This is a genomic window from Saccharothrix sp. AJ9571, assembly GCF_021725495.1.
In the GTDB taxonomy this organism is placed as follows: domain Bacteria; phylum Actinomycetota; class Actinomycetes; order Mycobacteriales; family Pseudonocardiaceae; genus Amycolatopsis; species Amycolatopsis magusensis.
Genome location: NZ_CP091382.1, coordinates 839,829 through 862,650, shown reverse-complemented (window position 1 = coordinate 862,650; position 22,822 = coordinate 839,829). Strand labels below are relative to the sequence as shown.

The window sequence follows — 22,822 nt, the reverse complement described above, 5'->3', positions numbered from 1 at the left end:
CGCCGTCCTAGCCGCTCTTGCGGCGGAACTCGCGCTTGCCACCCGCCGGGCCGTGCGCGTTGTGGACCTTCGAACCGCGGTCCTCGTGCGAGTCGCGCGCCTTCGCCTGGGCCTGCTTGCGCTCGAGCGCCTCGCGGAACTTGCGCTTGACGTCGTCCTCCTCGCCGGTTTCCGGCGTGGGTTGCGTGTCAGACATGTGAAACCTCCGAACAACGTCGTGTGTCACCGGCCAGCCTGTCAGTCGTTCGCGCTGTTGGCGAGCGGATTTTGCCCGGTTGCACCCCGCCGGGGTTGTAAGTAGCGTCGGTACATGTAGCGACACTACTTATCAAAACACCTGGAGGGACCATGGGGAAGCGACGGTTCGGCGGGGTGGCGGCCGCGGTGGCAGTGCTGCTGATCACGGCGGTGCCCGCCACCGCGGTCGAGGACCACCGGCCGGGGGACCAGGCGGCCTTCGACCGGTTGCACGACCTGCAGGCGCAGGCGTGGGCCGACGAGGACGGCGCGGCCTTCGCCGCGACCTACACCGAAGACGGCGACGTGGTCACCTTCAACGGCGACCACCTGCACGGCCGCGAGGGCATCGCGCGCGGCATGCAGTACTACTTCGACAACTTCATCGACGGCAGCCGGCTCAAGCGGCTGAGCGAGCGGGTGCGCTACCTCGACCGCAACACCGCGCTGATCGTCCGCTCGTCCTGCCTGACCGAGGGCGACGTGCCCGACTGCCGCCCGGACTCGCTGTCCACCAACACGAACCTGCTGGTCCGGCGGCACGGGCAGTGGCTGCAGGAGTCCTTCCAGAACACCCGCTACTTCGCGATCCCCTGATCGCCGGACCAGACGGGCCGGATCGGCAGGCGCAGCGCGGCCGGCGCGCTCGGGGGCACGACCGGGTGCGCCGGTGGCACCGCGGCCAGCCGCTGATACGCCGAGCCCAGCGGCGGGCGCGGGTCCGGCTCGCCCTTGTTGGGCCAGAACGCCATCGCGCGCTCGGACTGCGCGGTGATGGTCAGCGACGGGTTCACGCCCAGGTTCGCCGAAATCGTCGAGCCGTCCACCACGTGCAGGCCGGGGTAGCCGTAGAGGCGCTGGTATGGGTCGACCACGCCGGTCTCGCTCGACTCGCCGATCGCACAGCCGCCGATGAAGTGCCCGGTGATCGGGATGTTCGCCAGCTCGGTCCACGAACCCTGCGGCAGCCCGCCGATCTTCTCCGCCACCCGCCGGGTGATCTCGTTGCCCACCGGGATCCAGTCCGGGCTCGGCTCGCCGTCGCCCTGGCGCGTGGTCATCCGCCTGCCCAGCAGCCCGCGCCGCGTGTAGGTGGTCACCGAATTGTCCAGGTTCTGCATCACCAGCAGGCCGATCATCTTCTCCGACCACCGGCGCGGGTTGTGCAGCTTGTGTAGGTGCCGCCGCTGCCGGACCAGCTCGCGCAGCCCGAGCACCCAGCGCCGCTTGCCGGTCTGGGCGTCGACCAGCACAGTGGTGAGCAGGCCCATGAAGTTGCTGCCCTTGCCGTAGCGCACGGGCTCGACGTGGGTGTCCTCGTCCGGGTGAATCGACGAGGTGATCGCCACGCCACGGGTGAAGTCGGTGTCGTCACGCAGGGAGCGGGCGGCGAGGACGGCCTCGGAGTTCGTGCGTGCGAGGTATCCGAGCCGCGGGGAGATCTCCGGCAGCGAGCGCCGGTCACGGAGCCGGTGCAGCAACCGCTGCGTGCCGAGCGCGGCGGCGGAGAAGATCACCTGGTCGGCGTAGAAGGTCTGCCGCCGGAACCGCCCGGTCCGCACGGTCTTCACCGCGTACCCGCCCTCGGGCAGCGGGCGCACGTCGACGACCGTGCTCCGCTCGTGCACCTTCGCCCCGGCCTGTTCCGCGAGGTACAGGTAGTTCTTGACCAGGGTGTTCTTCGCGCCGTGGCGGCAGCCGGTCATGCACTCGCCGCAGTGGCTGCACCCGCGCCGCGACGGCCCGGTCCCGCCGAAGAACGGGTCCGGCACCTCTTCGCCGGCGCCCTCGCCGAAGAACACGCCGACCGGGGTGGGCCGGTAGGTGTGCTCGATCCCCATGTCCGCGGCGACTTCGCGCAGCACGCGGTCCGCGGGCGTGGTCGCCGGGTTCTCCGTCACGCCGAGCATGCGCTTGGCCTGGTCGTAGTGCGGGGCCAGCTCGGTCTTCCAGTCGGTGATGTGCGCCCACTGCGGATCGGCGTAGAACTTGTCGCCGGGCTCGTACAGCGTGTTCGCGTAGACCAGCGAACCACCGCCGACCCCGGCGCCGCTCATCACGAAGGTGTTCTTCAGCATGGTGAGCCGCTGGATGCCGAAGCAGCCGAGCCGCGGGGCCCACAGGTACTTGCGCACCCGCCACGAGGTCTTCGCGAACTCGTCGTCGGCGAAGCGGCGCCCGGCCTCGAGCACGCCGACGCGGTAGCCCTTCTCGGTCAGCCGCAGCGCGGACACGCTGCCGCCGAAACCGGAACCGATCACCAGCACGTCGTACCGGTCGGCGAACTCGCCCATCACCCACCCACCGTCCTGAACTCGGAAAGCCGCAGCCGCCGCGTCCGGAGGTGGTACTCCGAGACCAGGCCGGGCCAGTTGGTGGAGACCCGGCCGTCGTCCTGGCGGTACCAGCTGGTGCAGCCGGTCCACACGCTGCCTGCCAGGCGCGACTGGATTTCCTCGTCGTAGCGCTGTTCCACTTCCGGCCGCACGTCCAGGTAGGACACCGACGGCCGCGACAGGTGCTCGACGGCCTGGCGGATGTAGCGCGCCTGCCGCTCCAGCATGTAGACGATCGAGCCGGCGCCGAGGTTGGTGTTCGGCCCGTACATCCAGAACAGGTTCGGGAAGCCCGGCACGGTCATGCCCAGGTGCGCGCGGGCGCCTCGGGACCAGACCTCGCTGAGGTCACGACCGCCGAGTCCCCGGATCTCGAGCGAGTCAAGGAAGTCCAGCGCGGCGAATCCCGTGCCGTAGATCAGCACGTCGGCGGGGTGCTCGACGCCGTCCTGGGTGAGCACGCCCGCCGGGGTGATCTCGGTGATCGGCTTGGTCTCGACCTCGACGTTGGGTGCGGCGAGCGCGGGCAGGTAGTCGTTGGTGAACAGGATGCGCTTGCACCCCATCGGGTAGTCCGGGGTGATCCGCGCCAGCAGTTCGGGGTCCTTGATGTGACGCCGCCGCAGTTGCGCGGTCCGCAGTTCGAACGGCTTGGTCAGCGTGCCGTGCCGGGTCATCGCATAGGTGGCGTACTCGGCGAGCAGCCAGATCCGCAGCCTGCCGAGCAGCTGGGTGGCGGGCAGGTGCCGGAACAGGAAGCGGTGCCACGGCCGGTACACCGTGTCGTTCTTGGCCATGATGTACGGCGGGGTCCGCTGGTAGACGGTGACCTGTCCGGCGGCCTTGCGGATCTCCGGCACGAACTGGATGGCGCTCGCCCCGGTGCCGATCACCGCCACCCGCTTGCCGGTCAGGTCCACGTCGTGGTCCCAGCGCGCGGAGTGGAACGACGGCCCGGCGAAGGTGTCCTGACCGGGGATGTCGGGCTGCGCCGGGCGGGACAGCTGGCCGGTGGCGGGCACGAAGACCGTCGCCTCGAAGGTCTCGCCGGTGCTGGTGTCCACCTTCCAGAGGCCACGTTTCTCGTCGAAGCTCGCGCTGGTCACCTCGGTGCCGAAGCGGATGTGGCGGTCGACCCCGTACTTCGCGGCCACGCGCTTGAGGTAGGCGTGGATGTCCGCCTGGCCCGAATACCGCCGCGGCCAGTCGGGGTTGGGCTCGTAGGAGAAGGAGTAGAGCGGCGACGGGATGTCGCAGGCCGCGCCGGGGTAGGTGTTCTCGCGCCACACGCCGCCGAGCTCGTCCGCGCGCTCCAGCACGGTGAATTCGTGCAGCCCGGCTCGCTTCAGCTCGATGGCCAGTGCGATGCCGCCGAAGCCGCTGCCGGCGATGAGAACGGACGCTGTGCTCATGCCCGGTGAAGTTACTGGCAGGTCGCCAATCGGGGGAAGGGTGCCACCGGCCAGCCGATCGAGACTTTCGGCCAGGGGAGGCGGGTGGCGCCCGCCGGGCGGCCGGATCGATAATTCCGGCCATGGTGGAGTTCGCCGCACCCGCGGTGCGCGACTGGGACTTTCCGCGGAGCACCGCGAGTGTGCTGCTGATGTCCTCGTTCGCCGCCGAGCACGGGGACACCGCGGTGCTGGCGGGCACCTCGCTCACCCCGGAGCAGGTCCGGGACCCGCAGGCGCAGATCGACGCCGGCCAGGAGCTGACCGTGGTGCGGAACCTGCAGGCGGGCCTGCCGCCGGGGCAGGACCTGGACGCCGCGGCGATCGCGCTCGGCCGCCGCTACCACGTGACCACCTTCGGCATCTTCGGTTTCGCCTGCATCAGCAGCCCGACGCTGGCCGACACGATGGCCTTCGCGCTGCGGTACCTGGACCTGAGCTTCACCTTCTCCATCCCGCACGTGACGGTCGGCGGCGGGGAGATCCGGCTGGTGCTGCACGACGAACTGGTGCCCGCCGACGTCGCCCGGTTCCTGGTGCTGCGGGACCTGTCCGCGATCTACACCGTGATGGGCGACCTGCTCTCGCCGATCACCCTGCGGCGCGTGGAACTCCGTTTCGCCGAACCGTCCACTGTGGACCCGTATGTGGTGGCCTTCGGGGTGCGGCCCGCGTTCGGCGGCCCGGTCAACCTGGTCACCCTCGACGCCGCGTACCTGGACCGCCCGCTGCCGCAGGCGAACCTGCACACGGTGGCCATCTGCGAGGCGCAGTGCCGGGAGATGGTCACCCGCCGCCGTGCGCGCACCGGGATCTCCCACCAGGTCAGGGAACGGCTGATCCGGCTCGGCGGCGCCGACACCGGCATGGACGCCATCGCCAGGGAACTGATGATGAGCCCCCGCACGCTGCGGCGCCGGCTCACCGAGGTGGGCACCAGCTACCGCGCGCTGGTCGACGAAGTCCGCGAGGCGCTGGCCGAGGAACTGCTGGCGACCGGGGTGCTCTCGGTGGAGGAAGTGGCGGTGCGGCTGGGGTACGCCGAGGCGTCCAGCTTCATCTACGCCTTCAAGCGCTGGAAGGGCGTGACCCCGGCGGCGTACGCCCGCGCACTCGGCCGTACCGGTTGAGCGGGTGGTCCACCCGCCCGGGAAAACGTAGGGTTGGGGTTCGCCGTCCAGCCTGGGAGGCCGCCTTGACCAGCAGCCACGACCAGCCGGTGCTCGTGGCCGGTACCGACGAGCCCAATCCCTACCTGCTCGGCGTCTACGCGCCGGTGACCACCGAAATCGACAGCGGCGACCTGCGGGTCATCGGCCGCATCCCCCGTGACCTCAACGGGGTCTACCTGCGCAACGGGCCGAACCCGCGGCACCGCCCGGACGGGCGCTACCACTGGTTCGACGGCGACGGCATGGTTCACGCGGTGCACCTGGAGAACGGCCGCGCCCGCTACCGCAACCGCTGGATCCGCACCAAGGCCTTCGAAGCCGAGTCCGAGGCGGGCCGCGCGCTGTGGCGTGGGGTGCTGGAGAACCCGAAGGGCAATCCGTTCGGCAACCACCACGGGCTCGGCCTCAAGGACGCGGCCAACACCGACGTGATCTTCCACCGCGGCAAGGTGCTGACCACCTGGTACCTGTGCGGCAGCCCGTACGCGCTCGACCCGCTGTCGCTGGAAACCCTTGGCGCGGAAGACTTCCTCGGCACGCTGGTGGGCGACATGATGGCCCACCCGAAGGTGGACGAGCGCACCGGCGAGCTGTTCTGGTTCGACTACGGCCCGACGCCGCCGTACCTGCGCTACGGCGTGGTGGGCGCGGACGGCCGGGTCGTGCACACCACCGACGTCACGCTGCCCGGCCCGCGCCTGCCGCACGACATGGCCATCACCGACAACCACGCGGTGCTGATGGATCTGCCGCTGTTGCAGGACCCCGAAGCCGCGAGGCACGGCAGGCACAAGATCGTCTTCGACCGGTCGCTGCCCGCCCGGTTCGGCGTGCTGCCGCGCTACGGCACCGGGGATCAGATCCGCTGGTTCGAGGCTTCGCCCTGCTACATCTACCACGTGGTCAACTCGTGGGAGGCGGGCGAGGAGATCGTGCTCGACGTCTGCCGCGTCGACCGGCCGCAGCCCCGTGCGGACGCGCACACCCCGCTGGCGAAGATGCTGTCCTACCTCCGCCTCGACGCGCGGTTGCACCGCTACCGGTTCAACCTGCGCACCGGCGCGGTCAGCGAGTCGGCGATGGACGACGCGAACACCGAGTTCCCCAGCGTGGACTCGCGCAAGGTCGGCAGGCTCAGCCGGTACGCCTACCACGTGCGGATCTCGCCGGAGTCGACGCTGAAGTTCGACGGGCTGGTCCGCTACGACAACGCGACCGGGATCAAGGCCGAGCACTCCTTCGGTCCCGGGCGCTGGGGGAGCGAGGCGCCGTTCGCCCCGCGCGACGGCGCCACCGTGGAGGGCGACGGCTACCTGGTCACCTTCGTGCAGGACGAACGCGAGGGACTGTCCGAATTGGACATCTTCGACGCGGGCGACCTGGCGGCCGGGCCGGTGGCGCGAGTGCTGCTGCCGCAACGGGTTCCACTGGGTTTCCACGCCACCTGGGTGCGGGCTGATCAACTCGGTTTCAACTGAGGGGAACCGTTGTGGTGGACGCGGCGTCGATACAGGTGCACATCGCGCCGAGGCCGGTGTGCGACCGGTCGATGACGCGGCGTCCGCGATCCGGCACGCTCTTACCCGGGGGGAGAACGTATCGGAGGGCGCCGCGCTGTCGCCGGGGACGCCACCGGAGATGACCGCCGGTGAGCGGGCAACAGCGGTACGAAACAACTTGTTGATACTCCCCCAATCCGGCATGATCCACTCGACGATTACCGGGCGATCGTGATTGGACAGGCATCGGAAGATGATCACCGAATGTCTCGCTGAACAGGCAAAACAGCAACTTTTGGCACGCTGTCAAGCATGGTCATCCGATGAGCATTAAGCTTCCCGGAATGGCTGGAGCCCCAGAGAGTCCCTCGCCGCTGCCAGGCCAGCAGCGGCCCCGGTCGAGGTTCGCGGCGGGCCTGCCTGCGGTGACCGCGGAACGGATCGTCGACGCGGCGCTGCGGCTGACCGTCGAGCGCGGCCTCGACAGCTGGACCCTGCGCCAGCTGGCTTCGGCGGTGGAGGCCTACCCGGCCGTCATCTACCACCACGTCGGTGACCGGGAGTCCGTGGTCCGCGCGGTGATCGAGCGGGTCGGCGAAGAGATCCCGCTGCCCGACGCGAACCTGCACTGGCGTGACTTCTACTGGCAACTGCTCGCCGACCTGCGCGTGGTGCTGCGCCGGTACCCGGGCGTGGCCAGGCGGTTCTCGCTGTACGGGCCGCTGATCCCGTCGATCAAACCGCTGATCGACCGCGGGGTGCGGGTGCTCCAGCGCGACGGGTTCGGCGAGGAGAGCGTGACGGCGTACAACCTGCTGCTGGGCACCGCCGCCGCGCTCGTGTCCAAGGAGGACGACCACCTCGCGCAGCCGCTGATCAAGCCGGACAGCCCCGAGACCTACGCGGAAGCGCGGGACAGCGAGGACCAGCCCGGCCTGGCGGCGCTGGGGCTCAACGTCTACGAGCGGGTGAAGGACCCGGAGCGGCTGGTCGCGCACTTCACCGAGTTCTACGACTACTCGGTGCAGATCGCCCTCGACGGCCTGGAGCGCCGGCTCACCCGGATCCACCCGTAGCTCAGCCGCCGCCCGGCCGCTCGCCGCGGTCCTCACGCGGGAAGTACCCGTCGGGCGGCGTGAAGTGCCCGCGGGGCCCGTCCCCGAACTCGCGGGCGATGCCCGGCCTGCCGTCGCGGGGACCGTCGTGGTCGGACGCCGCGACCAGCCCGACGATCCCGCCGCCGACCAGCAGGCCCACGAGCCCGGCCGCCACCAGCCCGGTGGCGCGGTGCCGCACGAAGCGCCCGAACCCGCCCGGCTTCTTGACCAGCGCATATCCAGGCGGCACCGGACCGGCGCCGTGCTGCCGGTAGGCCGCGGTCTGATCCGCGGCCTGCCCGGCCGCCGGACCTTGCTGGAAGGCCGCGGTCTGCTCGGCGGCGCCCGGCTGCCCGGCCGGTTGCCCAGCGCTCGGCTGCTGGAACGCCGCTGTCTGGTCGGGGGCGCCGGTTGGCCCGGCGCCTGTCTGCCCGGTGCTCGGCTGCTGGATCGCCGGGGTCTGGTCGGCCGCACCTTGCTGTGCCGCGCCTGGTTGCTGTGCCGCGCCCGGCTGATGGGTCGCCGCCGTCTGGTCGGCGGCGTCCGGCTGAGCTGCGGCGTCCGACGCCGCGGCCCTGGGCTGTTCGACCGTGGGCTGCTCGGCGTTCGGCTGGTCGGCGGGCTGCTCGCCCGGGCTCCGGTGTTCTTTCTCGGTCATCTCCTGCTCCCCTGGTGACGCGGATCCCCCGTGGCTCCGAGCATGACCGGACATCCTGTGGTGGTCCTGATGCGGACCTGTTCATCAGCTGTGTACGCGGATTTGCAGCGGGCTGTCCCATAATTGCGGTCATGAAGCGTCGGATCGCGGAAGTCGCGAAGCAGGTGGGGGTCAGCGAGGCCACGGTGAGCCGGGTGCTCAACGGCAGGCCGGGAGTCGCCGAGAGCACGCGGACCGCGGTGCTCACCGCGCTCGACGTGCTCGGGTACGAACGGCCGACGCAGTTGCGCGGCGAGCGGGCGCGGCTGGTCGGCCTGGTGCTGCCCGAACTGCAGAACCCGATCTTCCCCGCGCTCGCCGAGGTGATGGGCAACGCGCTCGCGCAGCAAGGGTTCACCCCGGTGCTCTGCACCCGCACCGCCGGTGGGGTGTCCGAAGCGGACTACGTGGATCTCCTGCTCCAGCAGCAGGTTTCCGGCGTCGCCTTCGCCGGTGGCCAGTACGCGCAGGCCGACGCCGTGCACGCGCACTACCACCGGCTCGTCGAACGCGGCCTGCCGACGGTGCTGCTCAACGCCGCCGTCGGCGAACTCGGCATGCCGCAGGTCTCGTGCGACGACGCGATGGCCGTGGAGCAGGCGATCGGCCACCTGCTCTCCCTCGGGCACGAGCGCATCGGCCTGCTGCTCGGCCCGGCCGACCACGTGCCCTCCCGCCGCAAGCACGAAGCGTTCAACGCCTGCCTGGCCGCGGCCGGGCTGAACGCCGATCCCGAGGCCGTCGCGCACGGGATGTTCTCGCTGGAAGGCGGGCACGCCGGCGCCGCCAGGCTGCTCAAGCGCGGGGTCACCGCGATCCTCTGCGCCAGCGACCCGCTCGCGCTCGGCGCCATCCGGGCCGCCCGGCGGCACGGGCTCTCCGTGCCCGAGGACATCTCGGTGGTCGGCTACGACGACTCCGCGCTCATGCAGTGCGTCGACCCGCCGCTGACCACGATCCGCCAGCCGATCGAGTCGATGGGCCGCGCGGTGGTGGAACTGCTGGTCAAAAAGATCAACGGCGGGCAGGTCCCCGCCGAGGAACTGCTGTTCGCTCCCGAACTCGTGGTCCGCAGCTCCACTGGCAGGGTGCCCAGCTGAGTATTTGTCTGAGAATTACAGGCACCTGTTCGGTTCTTGCATTCGATGGGCTCACACTTTAGAGTGACTGCCGTCACAGGAGGCCGGCCGAGAGAAGGCGCCCGAATGAAGAGTCCGCGCTCGCGCAGAGTCCTGGTTCCACTCGCCGCGATCGGCCTGCTGGCCGCCGTGCCCGCTTGTTCGGGCGGATCCGGGGAGGAACGCTCGGCCGACGGCAAGCTCAAGGTCTCGATCAACGGCCAGCCACCGCAGACCCAGGCCTTCGAACGGACGATCTTCGACCAGGACGTGGCGGAGTTCGAGGCCGCCCACCCGGACATCGACCTCGAACCGCACGAGGGGTTCATGGAGGTCGAGTCGTTCTCCGCGAAGCTGGCGGGCGGCCAGCTGGAGGACGTCTTCTACGTCTACTTCACCGACCCGGCGCAGATCATCGCCCGGCGCCAGGCCGCCGACATCACCGAAGCGGTCAAGGGCCTGCCGCACGTCGACCAGCTCCAGCCGCAGCTGCTGGACGTGTTCCGCGACGGCGGCGGCAAGCTCTACGGCCTGCCGACGGCGAACTACTCGATGGGCCTGGTCTACCACCGCCCGCTGTTCGCCAAGGCCGGGCTGGATCCGGACCAGCCGCCGCGCACCTGGGCCGAGGTCCGCGCCGCCGCGGACAAGATCGCCGCGCTCGGCGACGGCGTGGTCGGCTACGCGGACTTCAGCAAGAGCAACCAGGGCGGCTGGCACCTGACCGCCTGGCTCAACTCGCTCGGCGGCCAGATCGCCCGCAAGGACGGTGACAGCTGGAAGGCCGACTTCAACAACGACCTAGGCCGCACCGCGCTCGAAAACCTCAAGCAGATGCGCTGGACCGACGATTCGATGGGCAGCAAGCAGTTGCTCACCGACGCCGACGTGCAGCGCATGATGGGCTCGGGACAGCTCGGCATGTACCTCGCCGCGCCGGACAACATCCCGGTGCTGGTCAAGCAGTTCAACGGCAAGTACGAGGACTACGGGCTGGCACCGGTGCCCGAGGGCAAGGGCACACTGATCGGCGGCGAGGGCTACATGGTCAACCCCAAGGCGTCGCCGGAGAAGATCAAAGCGGGCCTCGCCTGGATCCAGTGGAAGTACCTCAACCCGGACCGGTTCGACTCCTTCACCAAGCGCTACGCCGATGGTCAGCAGCCGGTCGGGCTGCCCGCGCTGCCGAACCCCGACATCTGGACCGGCGCCCTGCGTGAGCAGCAGGAAGCGGTGAAGGCCAAGTACGCCAACGTGCCCGCGCAGAACTACGCCCCCTACCTGAACGCCGCGGCCACCATCAAGGGGCACCTCGAACCGCCGAGCGCCCAGCAGGTCTACGCCACGCTCGACACGGTGATGCAGGCGGTGCTGACCGATCCGGCGGCCGATCCCGCCGCCCTGCTCGCCACCGCGGAGGCGAAGGTCAACGCCACCCTTGCCCAGGTCAGGTGAGCGCCCCGGCCAGGCGGCGCCGCAGGCTCGCCGAGAACGTCACGGCCTACGGTCTGCTCAGCGCCGCACTGGTCGTCTTCGCGCTGTTCTCCTGGTTCCCGATCGTGCGCGGGGTGGTGCTCAGCTTCCAGCAGGTGAACTTCGTCGACGACCCGGAATGGGTCGGCCTGGCCAACTTCGAGCTGCTGTTCTCCGACCCGCTGTTCGCCGTGGCCTGGCGCAACACCCTGCTGTTCACCGGGCTGGCGCTGGTCTTCGGCTTCGCCATCCCGTTCCTCGCCGCGGTCCTGCTCAACGAACTGCGGCACGCGCGGGCGTACTTCCGGCTGGTGGTCTACCTGCCGGTGATGCTGCCTCCGGTGGTCACGGCGCTGCTGTGGAAGTGGTTCTTCGATCCGGGACCCGGCCTGTTCAACGAAGGGCTGCGCGCGGCCGGGCTGTCCGGTTCGGCCTGGCTCGACTCCAGCGACACCGCGATGCTCTCGCTGGTGCTGGTGTCGACCTGGGCGAACATGGGCAGCACCACGCTGATCTACCTGGCCGCGCTGCAGACCATCCCCGGCGACCTGTACGAGGCCGCCGAACTGGACGGCGCCGGGATCTGGCGGCGGCTGTGGCACGTGACCGTGCCGCAGACCCGGTTCGTGCTGCTGGTGCTGTTGCTGCTGCAGGTGGTGGCGACCATGCAGGTGTTCACCGAGCCGTTCGTGATGACCGGCGGTGGCCCGGACGACTCCACCGTCACCGTGCTCCTGCTGCTCTACCGGTACGCCTTCGTCTACAACGACTTCGGCTCCGCCAGCGCGCTGAGCCTGCTGCTGTTCATCGCGCTCGGGGTGTTCTCGGCCGCGTACGTCCGGCTCACGAGGAGGAGTGCGGAATGAGGGGCGCCCCCGGTCCTCGGACGCTGGTCTCGCCGTCGCAGCTGCGCAGCACCCGCGGCCGGATCGTCTACTGGGTGGTCTTCACCCTGGTGATGGTCGCCTTCACGCTGGCGTTCCTGTTCCCGCTGTACTGGGCGGTGACCGGGGCGATGAAGTCGCCGGACGAGCTGGCGCGCATCCCGCCGACGCTGGTGCCCGAGCAGTGGCAGCCGGGCACGTTCGCCCAGGCGTGGAACGAACTCGACCTGGGCAAGTACTTCCTGAACACGATCGTGGTGGCCGGTGGGGCGTGGCTGCTGCAGCTCGCGGTCGCGGTGCCCGCCGCGTTCGCGCTGTCCAAACTGCGCCCGGTGCTGGGCAACGTGGTGCTCGGGCTGATGCTGGCCACGCTGATGCTGCCGGCCTCGGCGCTGCTGGTGCCGACCTACCTGACCGTGGCCGACGTGCCGCTGCTCGGGGTCAACCTGCTCAGCACCCCGGCGGCGATCTGGCTGCCCGCCGCGGCCAGCGCGTTCAACATCTACCTGCTCAAGCGGTTCTTCGACCAGATCCCGGACGAGCTGGTCGAGGCCGCCACCATCGACGGCGCCGGGCCGGTGCGCATCCTGCTGCGGATCGTGCTGCCGATCTCGCGCCCGGTGCTCGCAGTGGTCTCCATCTTCGCCGTGGTCGCCGCGTGGAAGGACTTCATCTGGCCGCTGCTGGTGCTGCAGGACCCCGGCACGCAGACGCTGTCCGTGGTGCTGCAGCGGGTGGCGCCGGACCTGCGGCTGGACCTGCTGGTGGCCGGGCTGGTGCTGGCCAGCCTGCCGATGGTGGGGCTGTTCCTGGTGTTCCAGAAGCAGATCCTCGCCGGACTGACCGCGGGCAGCCTCAAGGGCTGAGCCCGCAACGTGGAGACCGGAACGTGGAGAAAGGTGCGGCTGTGACCGAATCCCAGTGGTGGCGTCAGGCGGCGATCTACCAGGTCTACCTGCGGAGCTTCGCCGACGGTGACGGGGACGGCATCGGTGACCTCGCCGGTGTCCGCGCCCGGTTGGGCTACCTCGCGGACCTGGGCGTGGACGCCATCTGGTTCACCCCGTGGTACCCGTCCCCGATGGACGACGGTGGTTACGACGTCGCCGACTTCCGCGACATCGAGCCGACCTTCGGCACGCTCGCCGACGCCGAGCGCGTACTGGCCGAGGCACACGAACTCGGGCTCAAGGTGATCATCGACATCGTGCCGAACCACTGCTCGGACACGCACCGGTGGTTCAGCGCCGCACTCGAAGCCGGGCCGGGCTCGCCGGAGCGCGAGCGGTTCTGGTTCCGCGACGGCCGCGGCCCGGACGGTGCCGAGCCGCCCAACAACTGGCGCTCGCGCTTCGGTGGCCCGGCCTGGACCCGGGTGGTCGAGCCGGACGGCTCGCCCGGCCAGTGGTTCCTGCACCTCTACAGCTCGCGGCAGCCGGACCTGAACTGGGAGAGCGAGGAGGTCCGCGCCGAGTTCGAGGACATCCTGAGGTTCTGGTTCGACCGCGGGGTCGACGGTTTCCGCATCGACGTGGCCGACGGCATGGTCAAGGATCCACTGCTGCCGGACGTCGAACCGGGCGACGAAACCCCGTTCTCCGATCGCGAGGGCGTGCACGAGATCTACCGGGCGTGGCGGCGGATCGCGCGGAGCTACCCGGACGAACGCCTGCTGGTGGGCGAAATGTGGTTGCCGGACCTGCGGCGGTCGGCGCGGTACCTGCGACCGGACGAGATGCACGCGGCGTTCAACTTCGACTTCCTGGTCTGCCCGTGGGACGCCGGGCGGTTCCGTGGCGTGATCGACCGGACGCTGGATTCGCACGACGAGGTCGGCGCGCCGCCGTCGTGGGTGCTGTCGAACCACGACGTCACACGTCCGGTCACCCGGTACGGGCGAGCGGGCGACACCGGCTTCAGCTTCGCGGACCGGTTGCACGGCACACCGGTCGACCGGGCGCTCGGCACGCGGCGGGCGCGGGCGGCGGCGTTGCTGGCGATGTCCCTGCCCGGCGGGATCTACGTGTACCAGGGGGAGGAGCTGGGGTTGTGGGAGGTCGAGGACATCCCGGGCGAGCTGCGGCAGGATCCGGTGTGGGAACGCAGCGACCACGCCGATCCCGGTCGCGACGGGTGCCGGGTGCCGATGCCGTGGTCCGGGTCGTCCTCGCCGTTCGGGTTCAGTCCGGACGACGCGGAGAAGGAGCCTTGGCTGCCGCAGCCGGCGGAATGGGTCTCGTACACGGCCGAGGCGCAGGCAGGCGATGCCGGTTCGGTGCTTTCCCTTTACCGGTCGGGATTGCGCCTGCGGAAGCTCGCGCAGGGGGAGTTGCACTGGCTCGAGCAGCCGGGGGAGGTGCTCGCGTTCCGGCGTGGTGACTCGTTCGCCTGTCTGCTCAATTTCTCGGGGCAGGCGGTTCCGCTGCCTTCGCACCGCGAGGTTCTGCTCGCGAGCGGGCCACTGGACGGCGGGCAGCTGCCCGCCGATACTGCTGTCTGGTTGGAGCTGTCATGAGGATCTTGCTCGCGGTGGTCCTGGCGCTGGCCGCCCTCACGGCCCCGGCTTCGGCTTCGGCTCTTTCGCCGAAGACGCACATCTTCTATTACCCTTGGTACGGAAATCCGGCGGTGCACGGGTCCTATCGGCACTGGCCGCAGGGTGGGCACCAGCCACCGCAGGACATCGGCGCGGACCTGTACCCGGCGCTCGGCCCGTACGACTCGGGCGACTTCGGTGGGGCGGTGGACCAGCACATGGCGTGGATCCAGCGGGCGGGCGTCGGCACGCTGGTGTACAGCTGGTGGGGCCGGGGGTCCTATGAGGACAGTCTGGTGCCGGGCGTGCTGGCCGCGGCGGCGAAGTACGGGCTGAAGGTGGCGTGGCACCTGGAGCCCTACGGTGGCCGGACTGCTCAATCCACTGTGGACGACATCGCGTACATCAACTCGCGCTATGGTTCGAGCCCGGCGTTCTACCGCGACACCGCACACGGCAACCGGCCGGCCTTCTACGTGTTCGACAGCCTGAGCATCGCGGACTGGTCGCCGATCGGCCCCCTGAGCTCGGGGAACATCGTGCTCGCGCAGACCACGGACCTGAGCCGCGTGACGCACTTCGGCGGGATCTACACCTACGACGTGCTGGCGACGATGAACCCGTTGGGGTGGAAGGGAATCGCCGACTACGCGCGGGCGAACGGCCTGGTGTGGGCGCCATCCGTCGGCCCGGGTTACGTCGACGACCGTGCCGTGCCGGGGAACACCACCCCCACCCTGGCGCGCGACGATGGCCGGACGTACGACACGCAATGGTCGAACGTCCTGAACCCGGCGAACGGCGGGGAGCCGGACTGGGTGTCGATCACCTCGTTCAACGAATGGCACGAAGGCTCCACGCTGGAACCAGCCACCTCCGCCCCACCCCCAGGCCACGGCTACCAAACCTACGAAGGCGCCTACGGCCACACCGGCACGAACGCCGAAACCGCCTACCTGGACCGAACCGCCCACTGGCTGACCCACTTCTAACCCCGCCACACCCCCACCCAAGTACGCCCCTCGCCGCCCGACACAGCTTCGCCCACCCGACGTGGACTCACCCGCCGATCGAAATCCCACCCGAACGTGTAATCCGACCGCCTGAACGTGGCACCCAGGCACCCAAGCATGGAACTTACCTACCCGAACGTGGGTTTCAACCACCTGAACGTGGCACTCGCCCGCCCGAGCGTGGAACTCGCCTACCTGACCGTGGGTTTCAGGTGCCCGAGTGTGGAAGTCGGCTGTCCCAAGGTGGGCTTGGGCTACCTGAACGTGGGGTTCGGCTGCCTGAGTGTGGGGTTCGGGTGCCTGAACGTGGGGTTCGGGTGCCCCACTGTGGAACTCGGGTGCTTGGGTGTGGGGGTCGGGGTGGGGTGAGTTCTGCGGTCAGGTAGCCGAGTTCCACACTTGGGTGGCTGAGTTCCACACTGAGGCACCCGAACTCCACATTCGGGCAGCCGAACTCCACGTTGGGGCGGCTGAGTGCCACGTTCAGGTGTTTGAGGGGGAGCGGGTTAGGTGCCGGGGCAGACGATTTTGGGTTGCGGGTTGTAGCGGACGTTCCGCGGTTCCCGCTTCACTTCCCGCCCCGAAGCGGCATCCCGCAGGATCCGGGTGTCGCTGACGGTGAAGCCCTGGGCGCCTTCGCTCGGCGTGCAGTTCTCCGCGGGGCCCGGCTTCTCCTGCGGCTCGGTGAAGTTGTGCCGCTCACCGGGCACCGACTCCACGGTGTACCGCTTCGTCCCCCACAGTTTCACCGTGATGGTCGACGAGGTCCAGATGGTCTGGATCGCCACCCCGGTGTCACTGTCGTTGGTGAACTTCAGGTCGATCACGCTGCCACCGCTGTGGTTCTGGAACACCGTCGCCTCGCGGGCCGGTGGGTAGCGGCTGATGTAGTAGCTGTGCTCCTTGTGCCCCGCGTCCTTCATGCCCGCGAAGTAGTACGCGTTGTACAACGTCGTCGCGAACTGCGAGATGCCGCCGCCGACCTCGCGCCCCGGCTGGCCGTCGGAGATCACGCCCGCCTCCACGTAACCCTGCGCCTTCGTGCGCGGGCCGGTGAAGCCGTTGAGGCTGAACGTGTCGCCCGGCTTGACGATGGCGCCGTCGACCTTTTCCGCCACCACGCGGATGTTCACGCCGGAGTCCTGCGCGAAGCCCTTCGTGGTGAACTCGCCGATCACTTCCTTGATGCCGAGCTTGTTCGCCTCTTCGGTGGTCACCTTGGCGGGCTTGTTCTCGTAGACCGCCTTCACCTCGCGGCCGTCGGCGAGCTTGAGCACCTCGGGCAGCGGCACCAGGGTCGGGTCCCAGTTGATCTTCTTGCCGTCCTCGGACGGGTGCACGGTCGGCTTGCCGCCTTCGAAGACGATCTCCGCGTCGCGCCCCTCCTTCTCGGTGGAGGCGAGCTGCGGACCGGCCGCTTCGGCGATCTTCGCGTTGTCGATCTTCGGGACCAGCACACCGCCGTCGATGACCTCGAAGGTCAGCGCCTTGGCGATCGCCTCCGGCGCGAGCTTCCCGTCCTTGCCCTCGCCCTTGACCGTCACCGGCGCGGACACCGCGGGCTTCGCGAACTGCTCGAGCGCCGCGCGCACGGTCTCCGGCGTGGACTTCACCGGGGTCAGCCCGACCGGCAGGTCCAGCACCTGGCCCGAGGCCCACTGCGAGAGCAGCAGCTGTGACGCGCCGGGCACGTCGAGTGATTGGCCCTGCTTCGGGTCCACCGGGACCGGCGTGGCGCCTTCGAAGGCGATCGTGCCCTCGACCGGCGCGCGGTCGACCTTGCCGCGCAGCCCGTCCATCGCGACGGTGAGCATGGCCTGGTCGGCGTTGGTGGCCAGCCCGGTCTCCCGGGTGGTGAAGAAGGAGGCGATCCGGGCGAACGGGTTCAGCGGCTGCTCGCCCGCGCGGTCCAGGGTGGCCGGCCAGTCCAGGATCAGCCCGGCCTCGCGCGGGTCGAGCGTGTGCTCGACGTCCCCGGCGCGCACCCGGACCGGCTGGTTCAGCCGCGGCTCGAGCTGCCCGCGCAGCTCCTGCTCGGCGTTCTCGCGGCTCATCCCGCCGACGTCCACGCCCGCGACGGTCACCCCGCGCGGCACGTCACCGGAGTTGATCAGCAGATCGGCGCCGTAGAGCACGACGAACGCGCCCAGTACGGCACCGGCGATCAGCCCGGCGCGCTTGACCTTGCGCCTGCGGTCGGCACCCGCGCCCGGCTCCTCCGGTTCGATCGGGTGCACGTACGCGGACCGCGTGCCGAGGGCGTCGGTCTGGTCCGGATCGGTGAGCTCGCCGGAGACCGCCGGGAACACGTCGGTCTCCTCGGACCGGGAACCGGGCCACTGACTGTCTTGCGGCAAGACTTGCTCCTGTTCGCGATGGCGCCGTCGGGAAACTCGGGCTCGGGCGTCCACCACAAGATACGTGGCGGCGATATCCGGGCTTTGCCTCACCCTGCTGTGGTGCGGTGATCCGGCAGAATCACCGGTATGGAACCTGCCAGTGCCTTGCGAGACATCGCCTACGAACTGGAGAAGCGCGGGGAGCCCACTTACCGGGTGCGCGCCTTTCGCAACGCGGCGTCGGTGGTGGACAAACTCACGCCGGAACGCCTCGCCGAACTGGCGCGCACCGGCAGGCTGACCGCGCTCAAGGGCATCGGCGCCGCGACCGCGTCGGTGATCGAGGACGTGCTGGCCGGCAACGTGCCCGAGTACTTGCGCAAGGTCGAGGCCGAGGAGGCACCGGAGCTGCCGGACGGCGGTGCGCTGCTGCCCGCGTTGCGCGGGGACTGCCACACGCATTCGGACTGGTCGGACGGTGGCAGCCCGATCGCGGAGATGGCCGAGGCGGCCAGGGCACTGGGCCACGAATGGATGGTGCTGACCGACCATTCACCCCGGCTGACCGTGGCGAACGGGCTGTCCGCGGAACGGCTGAACCAGCAGCTCGTGGTGGTGGCCCAGCTGAACGAGGAACTCGCGCCGTTCCGCATCCTCACCGGCATCGAAGTGGACATCCTGCTCGACGGCGCCCTCGACCAGGACGAGGACCTGCTGTGGGAGCTGGACTTCGTGGTCGCGAGCGTGCACTCCGAACTCCGCATGCCGCGCAAGGAGATGACCGCGCGCATGCTCGCCGCGGTGGCCAATCCGCGGGTCAACGTGCTGGGGCACTGCACCGGCCGCCGGGTCGCCGGGCGCCACCGGCCCGAGTCGGAGTTCGACGCGGAGAAGGTGTTCGAAGCCTGCCGGGAGAACGGGGTCGCGGTCGAGATCAACTCGCGCGTGGACCGGCTCGACCCGCCGAAACGGCTGCTCAAGCAGGCCGTCGAGCTGGGCTGTGAGTTCGCCATCGACAGTGACGCGCACGCACCCGGTCAGCTGGCGTGGAAGGCTCACGGTTGCGCGCGGGCGCTGGAATGCGGAGTCGGGATCGGGCAGGTGATCAACACGCTCACCGCGGACGACCTGTTGGCCTGGCGCCAGCCGCGTGCTTAGCGCCTTCCGGCGAACATCCGCATGACCTCGGTGAGCACGCCGACCGGGATGCCAGGGTCGATCGCCCGCTGCACCCCGAGCCCGATGCCGAGGCTGAGCAGCGCGGTCGCGCAGTCCTCGGCGGGCATGGGCAGCTCGATGCCGAACTCGTCGGTGTGCGTCTTCAGCACGCCGGTGATGGTGTCGCGGATGGCTTTGTCGCGGATCGCCAGTTCGTCGCGCAGCCGCGGGTCCCGGCGCACGTTGGTGGCGAACTCCACCTCCAGCGCGGTCCACGCCTGATCGCCGATGCTGCGTTCCGCCCAGCGCTGGAAGGCGTCGAACATCGCGTCCAGTTCGGTGACGCCTTCGAGCGAAGCGGACAGCTGTTCGGCCTGCTCGGCGTGGATGGCGTCGAGCACGGCCAGGCACAGCTCGTCCTTGTTGCGGAAGTTCGAGTAGACCGCGCCCTTGGAGTACCCGGCCTCGTCGGCCACCTTCTCCAGCGAGGTCGCGGTGTAGCCCTCGCGCAGGAACAGGACTTTCGCGCCGGCGATCAGCTGCTCGCGGGTACGGGCCTGGCTTTCCGCGCGGGTGAGTCTGGGCATGGGATCAGCCTAGGCGCTCACCAGTGGATGGTCCCCGATCTTTCCCCGATGACTCGCGCGAGGTCGCGCCGGTCATTGGAGCGGGGCGCGTCAGGCCGTCCAGCGGCACGGCGTGCCCCGCTCCAATGACCGGCTCCAAAGCGACCTCGCCGCCGCGCCGGAGGCGCCGGCCGACAACTCAGTTCCGTACCACCCGGAACACGATCCCCGCGTCCACCAGCCGCTTCACCAGCGCGTCGCCCATCGCGACGGCCGTGGTGACCTGGCCGGACACCGCGGGCAGGTCGTCGAGCGCCAGGCACATCGCGGACTCGCCGAGCATCTTCGCGGTCTCGTCGTAGCCGGGATCGCCACCGGCCACCTCGGTGACCACGCGGCGGCCGCCGCCCCGGCCGTGGAACCGGACCTTGAACCACGACCGCGCCCGCTTCTCCTCGTCCGGTCCGCCACCGGGGTTGACCAGCTTGATCAGCGCCTTGCGGGCCGGGGGCACCTGTGCCAGCGCGAACACCACGCCCAGCCCGGCGGCTCCGGCGAGCACGGTCGGCAGCCGCTTCACCGACATGAACTGTCGGTAGGTGAAGTCCGGCCCGTACTCGTCGAGTTCGGCCGCCGAACGCGCCACGATCTGCGGGTCGACGGTGGTCATCGGCACCGCCCACCGCCCGGATTCCGCGTCCCGGTGCGGAGTCCCGACCTCGGCGCGGGCACGCCTGCCAGCCGGCCGGGTCTCCGCCCGGGCGCGTTTCTTCGCGATGTGCGTCATTTCGAACAAGCGCGAGAACACCGTGATCGCCGAGGCGAAGGTGCCGCCGGAGAACGCCGCGCCCGCGCGGACGTACCCGTTGACCTCGATCTCCGAATCCCGCGGCAGCTTCTGCACGGTGTACAGGGCGCCGAGGTCGTACGGGATCGAGTCGAACCCGCAGGCGTGCACCAGCCGTGCGCCGGTCTCGCGGGCACGGCGGTCGTAGCGCAGGTACATGCGGTCGACGAACTCCGGCTCACCGGTCAGGTCGGCGTAGGCGGTGCCGTGCTCGGCGCAGGCGGCGACCAGCGGCTCCCCGTAGGTCAGGTACGGGCCGACGGTGGTGGCGACCACGCGGCTGGCGGCGGCGACCGCGGCCAGCGACGCCGCGTCCCCGATTTCCGCGTGCAGCAACGGGAGTTCCGCCCAGCGCGGATCGATCGCGGCGAGCCGGTCGCGGATCGACTCCAGTTTCGCGCGGTTGCGCCCGGCCAGCGCGAGCCGGAAGCCCGCCGGGGCGTGCCGCGCCAGGTATTCGGCGGTCAGCGCACCGGTGAAACCCGTGGCACCGAACAGGGTCACGTCGTACTGGCGGTCCATCCGCTCCCTTTCACTCGTGTTCGGACAGCAGCCGCAGGGTCCGCTCGCTGACCACGACCGGCCGGTCGGGGTCGAGCACGATGCCCTGGGTGCGCAGCGCACCGTCGACCGCGCTCCACAACAGCACGGTGAGGTACTCGGTCAGGCTCTCGCGGCTCATCGTGCGGCGCTCCAGCCACCACTCGGTGGCGGCTTCGACCGCGCCCACGATGCCGTGCGCCCACACCTCGGCGCCACCGCTGTCCGCGTGGCGGGCCCGCAGCTCGTCGGTGAAGATCGTGGTGATCACCGCCGCGAGCACCTTCTTGTCCTCGGCCACCGGATCCGCGCCGTCGCCGAGGTCGCGGCGCCGCCGGGAGCCGATGAAGCGGAACACCTGCGGGTGTTCGTCGACCAGGCCGAGGTAGGCCTCCAGTGCTTGACGGACGCGCTGGTGGATCGGCGCCGGCTCGGTCAGCGCCGGCTCCAGCCGTTGCCACAGCAGGCGCGAGGTGCGGTCCACGATGGCGCCGAACAGCTCGGCCTTGTCCGCGAAATGCCGGTACAGCCGAGGTTTCGACACCCCAGCGGCCGCGGCGATCTCCGCCATGCCGACGCCGGGCCCGTGCTCGGCGAGCGCGGCGAAGGCGGCGTCGACGAACTCGGCGCGGCGCGCCACCCGGTGCGCCCGCCAGCGTTCCGACCGGCCGTCGACCCGGTTGACACCCTCCGGCATGCCTTGGATAGTACTTCAGGTAACAGGTACCGGCAGTACCCAGTAAAGAGCAGGATCCCGTCAAGAGGAGCACGTCATGCGCCAGTTCGCGGGGAAGGTCGCCGTGATCACCGGTGCCGGTTCGGGCATCGGCCGCGCGCTGGCGCTGAACCTGGCCGCCCGCGGCGCGCGGCTCGCGGTGTCCGATGTGGACGTCGCACGCGCGGCGGAAACGGCGGCGCACTGCGAGAAGGCGGGTGCCGAGGCCCGGTCCTACGTGCTCGACGTGGCCGACCGCGCCGCGGTGCTGGCGCACGCCGACGCGGTCCGCGCCGACTTCGGCCAGGTCAATCTGGTGGTGAACAACGCGGGCGTGGCGCTGATGTCGGACTTCACCTCGATGAGCTGGGACGACCTCGACTGGATCGTCGGGGTGAACTTCTGGGGCGTGGTGCACGGCAGCAAGGCGTTCCTGCCGCACCTGATCGACTCCGGCGACGGTCACCTGGTCAACATCTCCAGCGTGTTCGGCCTGATCGCGGTGCCGACGCAGTCGGCGTACAACGCGACGAAGTTCGCCGTGCGCGGGGTGACCGAGTCGCTGCGCCAGGAGATGCGCCTGGCCGGGCACCGGGTCGGGGTGAGCTGCGTGCACCCCGGCGGGATCAAGACGAACATCGCCCGTGACGCGCGCGGCATCCCGGAAGCGGAGCGCGGTGGGAAGCGGTTCGACGAAATCGCCCTCACCACGCCGGAGACGGCCGCGCGCATCATCCTCCGCGGGGTGGAGCGCGAGCAGGCCAAGATCCTGGTCGGTCCGGATGCCTACCTGCTCGACGCCCTGCCCCGGGTGCTGGGCTCGGCCTACCAGCGCGTCGTCAGCGCGGTGGTAAAGCGGGCCCTCTGAGTCAGCCCGGCTGGTTGACCCACAGTTCCCAGCGCGGCGGGTTGCCCCGCAGGAAGCAGCGGTAGGTCAGCCCCGAGTTGCCCATTTGCAGCCACTGCCCCGCCATCTCGCAGGACGTTTGGTTGGGGTGGGTGGAATCCCAGTTCGACGGGCTCATCGGCGCGAGCACAGGTGGCGTCTGCCCGGCGTTCGCGGCCGGTGCGGTGACGAACAGGGCGGCCACGGCCAGCGTGGTCGCGCCGAGTCTGGCGACGGCGTTCTTCATTTCATTTACCC

General features: G+C 70.0%; 21 protein-coding genes. 12 read left to right on the top strand and 9 right to left on the bottom strand.

Annotated features, from left to right (window positions below):
• Positions 1–7: 7 nt before the first annotated feature.
• Positions 8–196 carry a DUF5302 domain-containing protein gene (locus L3Q67_RS03435; RefSeq protein WP_423581643.1) on the bottom strand — a complete coding sequence of 63 codons (189 nt, stop codon included), beginning with the start codon at positions 194–196 and terminating at the stop codon, positions 8–10.
• A gap of 152 nt (positions 197–348) precedes the next feature.
• Here L3Q67_RS03435 and L3Q67_RS03430 point away from each other — a divergent pair, with 152 nt between their 5' ends.
• Positions 349–834: a nuclear transport factor 2 family protein gene (locus L3Q67_RS03430; protein ID WP_499188152.1), complete on the top strand. Its 486-nt coding sequence runs from the start codon at positions 349–351 to the stop codon at positions 832–834.
• Here the strand turns inward: L3Q67_RS03430 and L3Q67_RS03425 are convergent.
• On the bottom strand, positions 816–2,531 hold the full coding sequence (locus tag L3Q67_RS03425; RefSeq protein WP_499188151.1) for a GMC family oxidoreductase: 1,716 nt from the start codon (positions 2,529–2,531) through the stop codon (positions 816–818). The two genes, L3Q67_RS03430 and L3Q67_RS03425, sit on opposite strands and share 19 nt — an antisense overlap.
• Entirely contained in the window at positions 2,531–3,985 is a 1,455-nt protein-coding gene (locus L3Q67_RS03420) for a flavin-containing monooxygenase (protein ID WP_499188150.1), read from the bottom strand. Before L3Q67_RS03420 ends, L3Q67_RS03425 begins: the two co-directional genes overlap by 1 nt.
• Before the next feature lie 122 nt (positions 3,986–4,107).
• Here L3Q67_RS03420 and L3Q67_RS03415 point away from each other — a divergent pair, with 122 nt between their 5' ends.
• From L3Q67_RS03415 to L3Q67_RS03405, 3 genes are all read left to right on the top strand, one after another.
• Positions 4,108–5,154: an AraC family transcriptional regulator gene (locus L3Q67_RS03415; RefSeq protein WP_499188149.1), complete on the top strand. Its 1,047-nt coding sequence runs from the start codon at positions 4,108–4,110 to the stop codon at positions 5,152–5,154.
• A gap of 65 nt (positions 5,155–5,219) precedes the next feature.
• A complete protein-coding gene (locus L3Q67_RS03410; RefSeq protein WP_499188148.1) occupies positions 5,220–6,674 on the top strand; it encodes a carotenoid oxygenase family protein in 1,455 nt (484 codons plus the stop codon).
• A 365-nt stretch (positions 6,675–7,039) separates the two neighbouring features.
• Positions 7,040–7,771 carry a TetR/AcrR family transcriptional regulator gene (locus L3Q67_RS03405; RefSeq protein ID WP_499188147.1) on the top strand — a complete coding sequence of 244 codons (732 nt, stop codon included), beginning with the start codon at positions 7,040–7,042 and terminating at the stop codon, positions 7,769–7,771.
• A 1-nt stretch (position 7,772) separates the two neighbouring features.
• Here L3Q67_RS03405 and L3Q67_RS03400 read toward each other — a convergent pair whose 3' ends face one another.
• Positions 7,773–8,450 (bottom strand): hypothetical protein, encoded by a 678-nt coding sequence (locus L3Q67_RS03400; protein ID WP_499188146.1) that lies wholly within the window; start codon positions 8,448–8,450, stop codon positions 7,773–7,775.
• 131 nt (positions 8,451–8,581) lie between these two features.
• Between L3Q67_RS03400 and L3Q67_RS03395 the strand changes: the two genes are divergently transcribed.
• The 6 genes from L3Q67_RS03395 to L3Q67_RS03370 all read left to right on the top strand — a co-directional run bounded on the left by L3Q67_RS03395 (position 8,582) and on the right by L3Q67_RS03370 (position 15,492).
• Entirely contained in the window at positions 8,582–9,589 is a 1,008-nt protein-coding gene (locus tag L3Q67_RS03395) for a LacI family DNA-binding transcriptional regulator (RefSeq protein ID WP_499188145.1), read from the top strand.
• A 105-nt stretch (positions 9,590–9,694) separates the two neighbouring features.
• Positions 9,695–11,062, top strand: a complete 1,368-nt coding sequence (locus L3Q67_RS03390) for an ABC transporter substrate-binding protein (RefSeq protein WP_499188144.1) — start codon at positions 9,695–9,697, stop codon at positions 11,060–11,062.
• Entirely contained in the window at positions 11,059–11,946 is an 888-nt protein-coding gene (locus L3Q67_RS03385) for a carbohydrate ABC transporter permease (protein WP_209664692.1), read from the top strand. Before L3Q67_RS03390 ends, L3Q67_RS03385 begins: the two co-directional genes overlap by 4 nt.
• On the top strand, positions 11,943–12,830 hold the full coding sequence (locus tag L3Q67_RS03380; protein ID WP_499188143.1) for a carbohydrate ABC transporter permease: 888 nt from the start codon (positions 11,943–11,945) through the stop codon (positions 12,828–12,830). Before L3Q67_RS03385 ends, L3Q67_RS03380 begins: the two co-directional genes overlap by 4 nt.
• 41 nt (positions 12,831–12,871) lie before the next feature.
• Positions 12,872–14,479: a glycoside hydrolase family 13 protein gene (locus L3Q67_RS03375; protein ID WP_499188142.1), complete on the top strand. Its 1,608-nt coding sequence runs from the start codon at positions 12,872–12,874 to the stop codon at positions 14,477–14,479.
• Complete coding sequence (locus tag L3Q67_RS03370) at positions 14,476–15,492, top strand: glycoside hydrolase family 99 protein (RefSeq protein WP_499188141.1); 1,017 nt, start codon at positions 14,476–14,478, stop codon at positions 15,490–15,492. Before L3Q67_RS03375 ends, L3Q67_RS03370 begins: the two co-directional genes overlap by 4 nt.
• A gap of 527 nt (positions 15,493–16,019) precedes the next feature.
• Here L3Q67_RS03370 and L3Q67_RS03365 read toward each other — a convergent pair.
• Positions 16,020–17,870, bottom strand: coding sequence for a VanW family protein (locus L3Q67_RS03365; RefSeq protein ID WP_499188140.1), 1,851 nt, complete (start codon positions 17,868–17,870; stop codon positions 16,020–16,022).
• Between the two features lie 129 nt (positions 17,871–17,999).
• Here L3Q67_RS03365 and L3Q67_RS03360 point away from each other — a divergent pair, with 129 nt between their 5' ends.
• Positions 18,000–19,010 carry a PHP domain-containing protein gene (locus L3Q67_RS03360; RefSeq protein ID WP_499188139.1) on the top strand — a complete coding sequence of 337 codons (1,011 nt, stop codon included), beginning with the start codon at positions 18,000–18,002 and terminating at the stop codon, positions 19,008–19,010.
• Here the strand turns inward: L3Q67_RS03360 and L3Q67_RS03355 are convergent.
• The 3 genes from L3Q67_RS03355 to L3Q67_RS03345 all read right to left on the bottom strand — a co-directional run bounded on the left by L3Q67_RS03355 (position 19,007) and on the right by L3Q67_RS03345 (position 21,660).
• Entirely contained in the window at positions 19,007–19,597 is a 591-nt protein-coding gene (locus L3Q67_RS03355) for a TetR/AcrR family transcriptional regulator (RefSeq protein WP_499188138.1), read from the bottom strand. The genes L3Q67_RS03360 and L3Q67_RS03355 overlap by 4 nt on opposite strands.
• Before the next feature lie 178 nt (positions 19,598–19,775).
• Positions 19,776–20,945, bottom strand: a complete 1,170-nt coding sequence (locus L3Q67_RS03350) for a saccharopine dehydrogenase family protein (RefSeq protein WP_499188137.1) — start codon at positions 20,943–20,945, stop codon at positions 19,776–19,778.
• A 10-nt stretch (positions 20,946–20,955) separates the two neighbouring features.
• A complete protein-coding gene (locus tag L3Q67_RS03345) occupies positions 20,956–21,660 on the bottom strand; it encodes a TetR/AcrR family transcriptional regulator (RefSeq protein ID WP_499188136.1) in 705 nt (234 codons plus the stop codon).
• 76 nt (positions 21,661–21,736) lie between these two features.
• Here L3Q67_RS03345 and L3Q67_RS03340 point away from each other — a divergent pair, with 76 nt between their 5' ends.
• On the top strand, positions 21,737–22,546 hold the full coding sequence (locus tag L3Q67_RS03340; protein ID WP_499188135.1) for an SDR family NAD(P)-dependent oxidoreductase: 810 nt from the start codon (positions 21,737–21,739) through the stop codon (positions 22,544–22,546).
• 1 nt (position 22,547) lies between these two features.
• On the opposite strand, the gene L3Q67_RS03335 is transcribed toward L3Q67_RS03340, so the two are convergent.
• On the bottom strand, positions 22,548–22,811 hold the full coding sequence (locus tag L3Q67_RS03335) for a hypothetical protein (RefSeq protein WP_499188134.1): 264 nt from the start codon (positions 22,809–22,811) through the stop codon (positions 22,548–22,550).
• Between the last annotated feature and the right edge of the window lie 11 nt (positions 22,812–22,822).

Excerpts from the sequence above, each read along its gene's own strand:
- L3Q67_RS03370 (WP_499188141.1), top strand. The coding sequence starts at position 14,476 with ATGAGGATCTTGCTCGCGGTGGTCCTGGCGCTGGCCGCCCTCACGGCC.
- L3Q67_RS03360 (WP_499188139.1), top strand. The coding sequence starts at position 18,000 with ATGGAACCTGCCAGTGCCTTGCGAGACATCGCCTACGAACTGGAGAAG.
- L3Q67_RS03345 (WP_499188136.1), bottom strand. The coding sequence starts at position 21,660 with ATGCCGGAGGGTGTCAACCGGGTCGACGGCCGGTCGGAACGCTGGCGG.
- L3Q67_RS03435 (WP_423581643.1), bottom strand. The coding sequence starts at position 196 with ATGTCTGACACGCAACCCACGCCGGAAACCGGCGAGGAGGACGACGTC.
- L3Q67_RS03415 (WP_499188149.1), top strand. The coding sequence starts at position 4,108 with ATGGTGGAGTTCGCCGCACCCGCGGTGCGCGACTGGGACTTTCCGCGG.
- L3Q67_RS03340 (WP_499188135.1), top strand. The coding sequence starts at position 21,737 with ATGCGCCAGTTCGCGGGGAAGGTCGCCGTGATCACCGGTGCCGGTTCG.
- L3Q67_RS03425 (WP_499188151.1), bottom strand. The coding sequence starts at position 2,531 with ATGGGCGAGTTCGCCGACCGGTACGACGTGCTGGTGATCGGTTCCGGT.
- L3Q67_RS03390 (WP_499188144.1), top strand. The coding sequence starts at position 9,695 with ATGAAGAGTCCGCGCTCGCGCAGAGTCCTGGTTCCACTCGCCGCGATC.
- L3Q67_RS03420 (WP_499188150.1), bottom strand. The coding sequence starts at position 3,985 with ATGAGCACAGCGTCCGTTCTCATCGCCGGCAGCGGCTTCGGCGGCATC.
- L3Q67_RS03395 (WP_499188145.1), top strand. The coding sequence starts at position 8,582 with ATGAAGCGTCGGATCGCGGAAGTCGCGAAGCAGGTGGGGGTCAGCGAG.
- L3Q67_RS03400 (WP_499188146.1), bottom strand. The coding sequence starts at position 8,450 with ATGACCGAGAAAGAACACCGGAGCCCGGGCGAGCAGCCCGCCGACCAG.
- L3Q67_RS03350 (WP_499188137.1), bottom strand. The coding sequence starts at position 20,945 with ATGGACCGCCAGTACGACGTGACCCTGTTCGGTGCCACGGGTTTCACC.
- L3Q67_RS03430 (WP_499188152.1), top strand. The coding sequence starts at position 349 with ATGGGGAAGCGACGGTTCGGCGGGGTGGCGGCCGCGGTGGCAGTGCTG.
- L3Q67_RS03335 (WP_499188134.1), bottom strand. The coding sequence starts at position 22,811 with ATGAAGAACGCCGTCGCCAGACTCGGCGCGACCACGCTGGCCGTGGCC.
- L3Q67_RS03380 (WP_499188143.1), top strand. The coding sequence starts at position 11,943 with ATGAGGGGCGCCCCCGGTCCTCGGACGCTGGTCTCGCCGTCGCAGCTG.
- L3Q67_RS03355 (WP_499188138.1), bottom strand. The coding sequence starts at position 19,597 with ATGCCCAGACTCACCCGCGCGGAAAGCCAGGCCCGTACCCGCGAGCAG.
- L3Q67_RS03405 (WP_499188147.1), top strand. The coding sequence starts at position 7,040 with ATGGCTGGAGCCCCAGAGAGTCCCTCGCCGCTGCCAGGCCAGCAGCGG.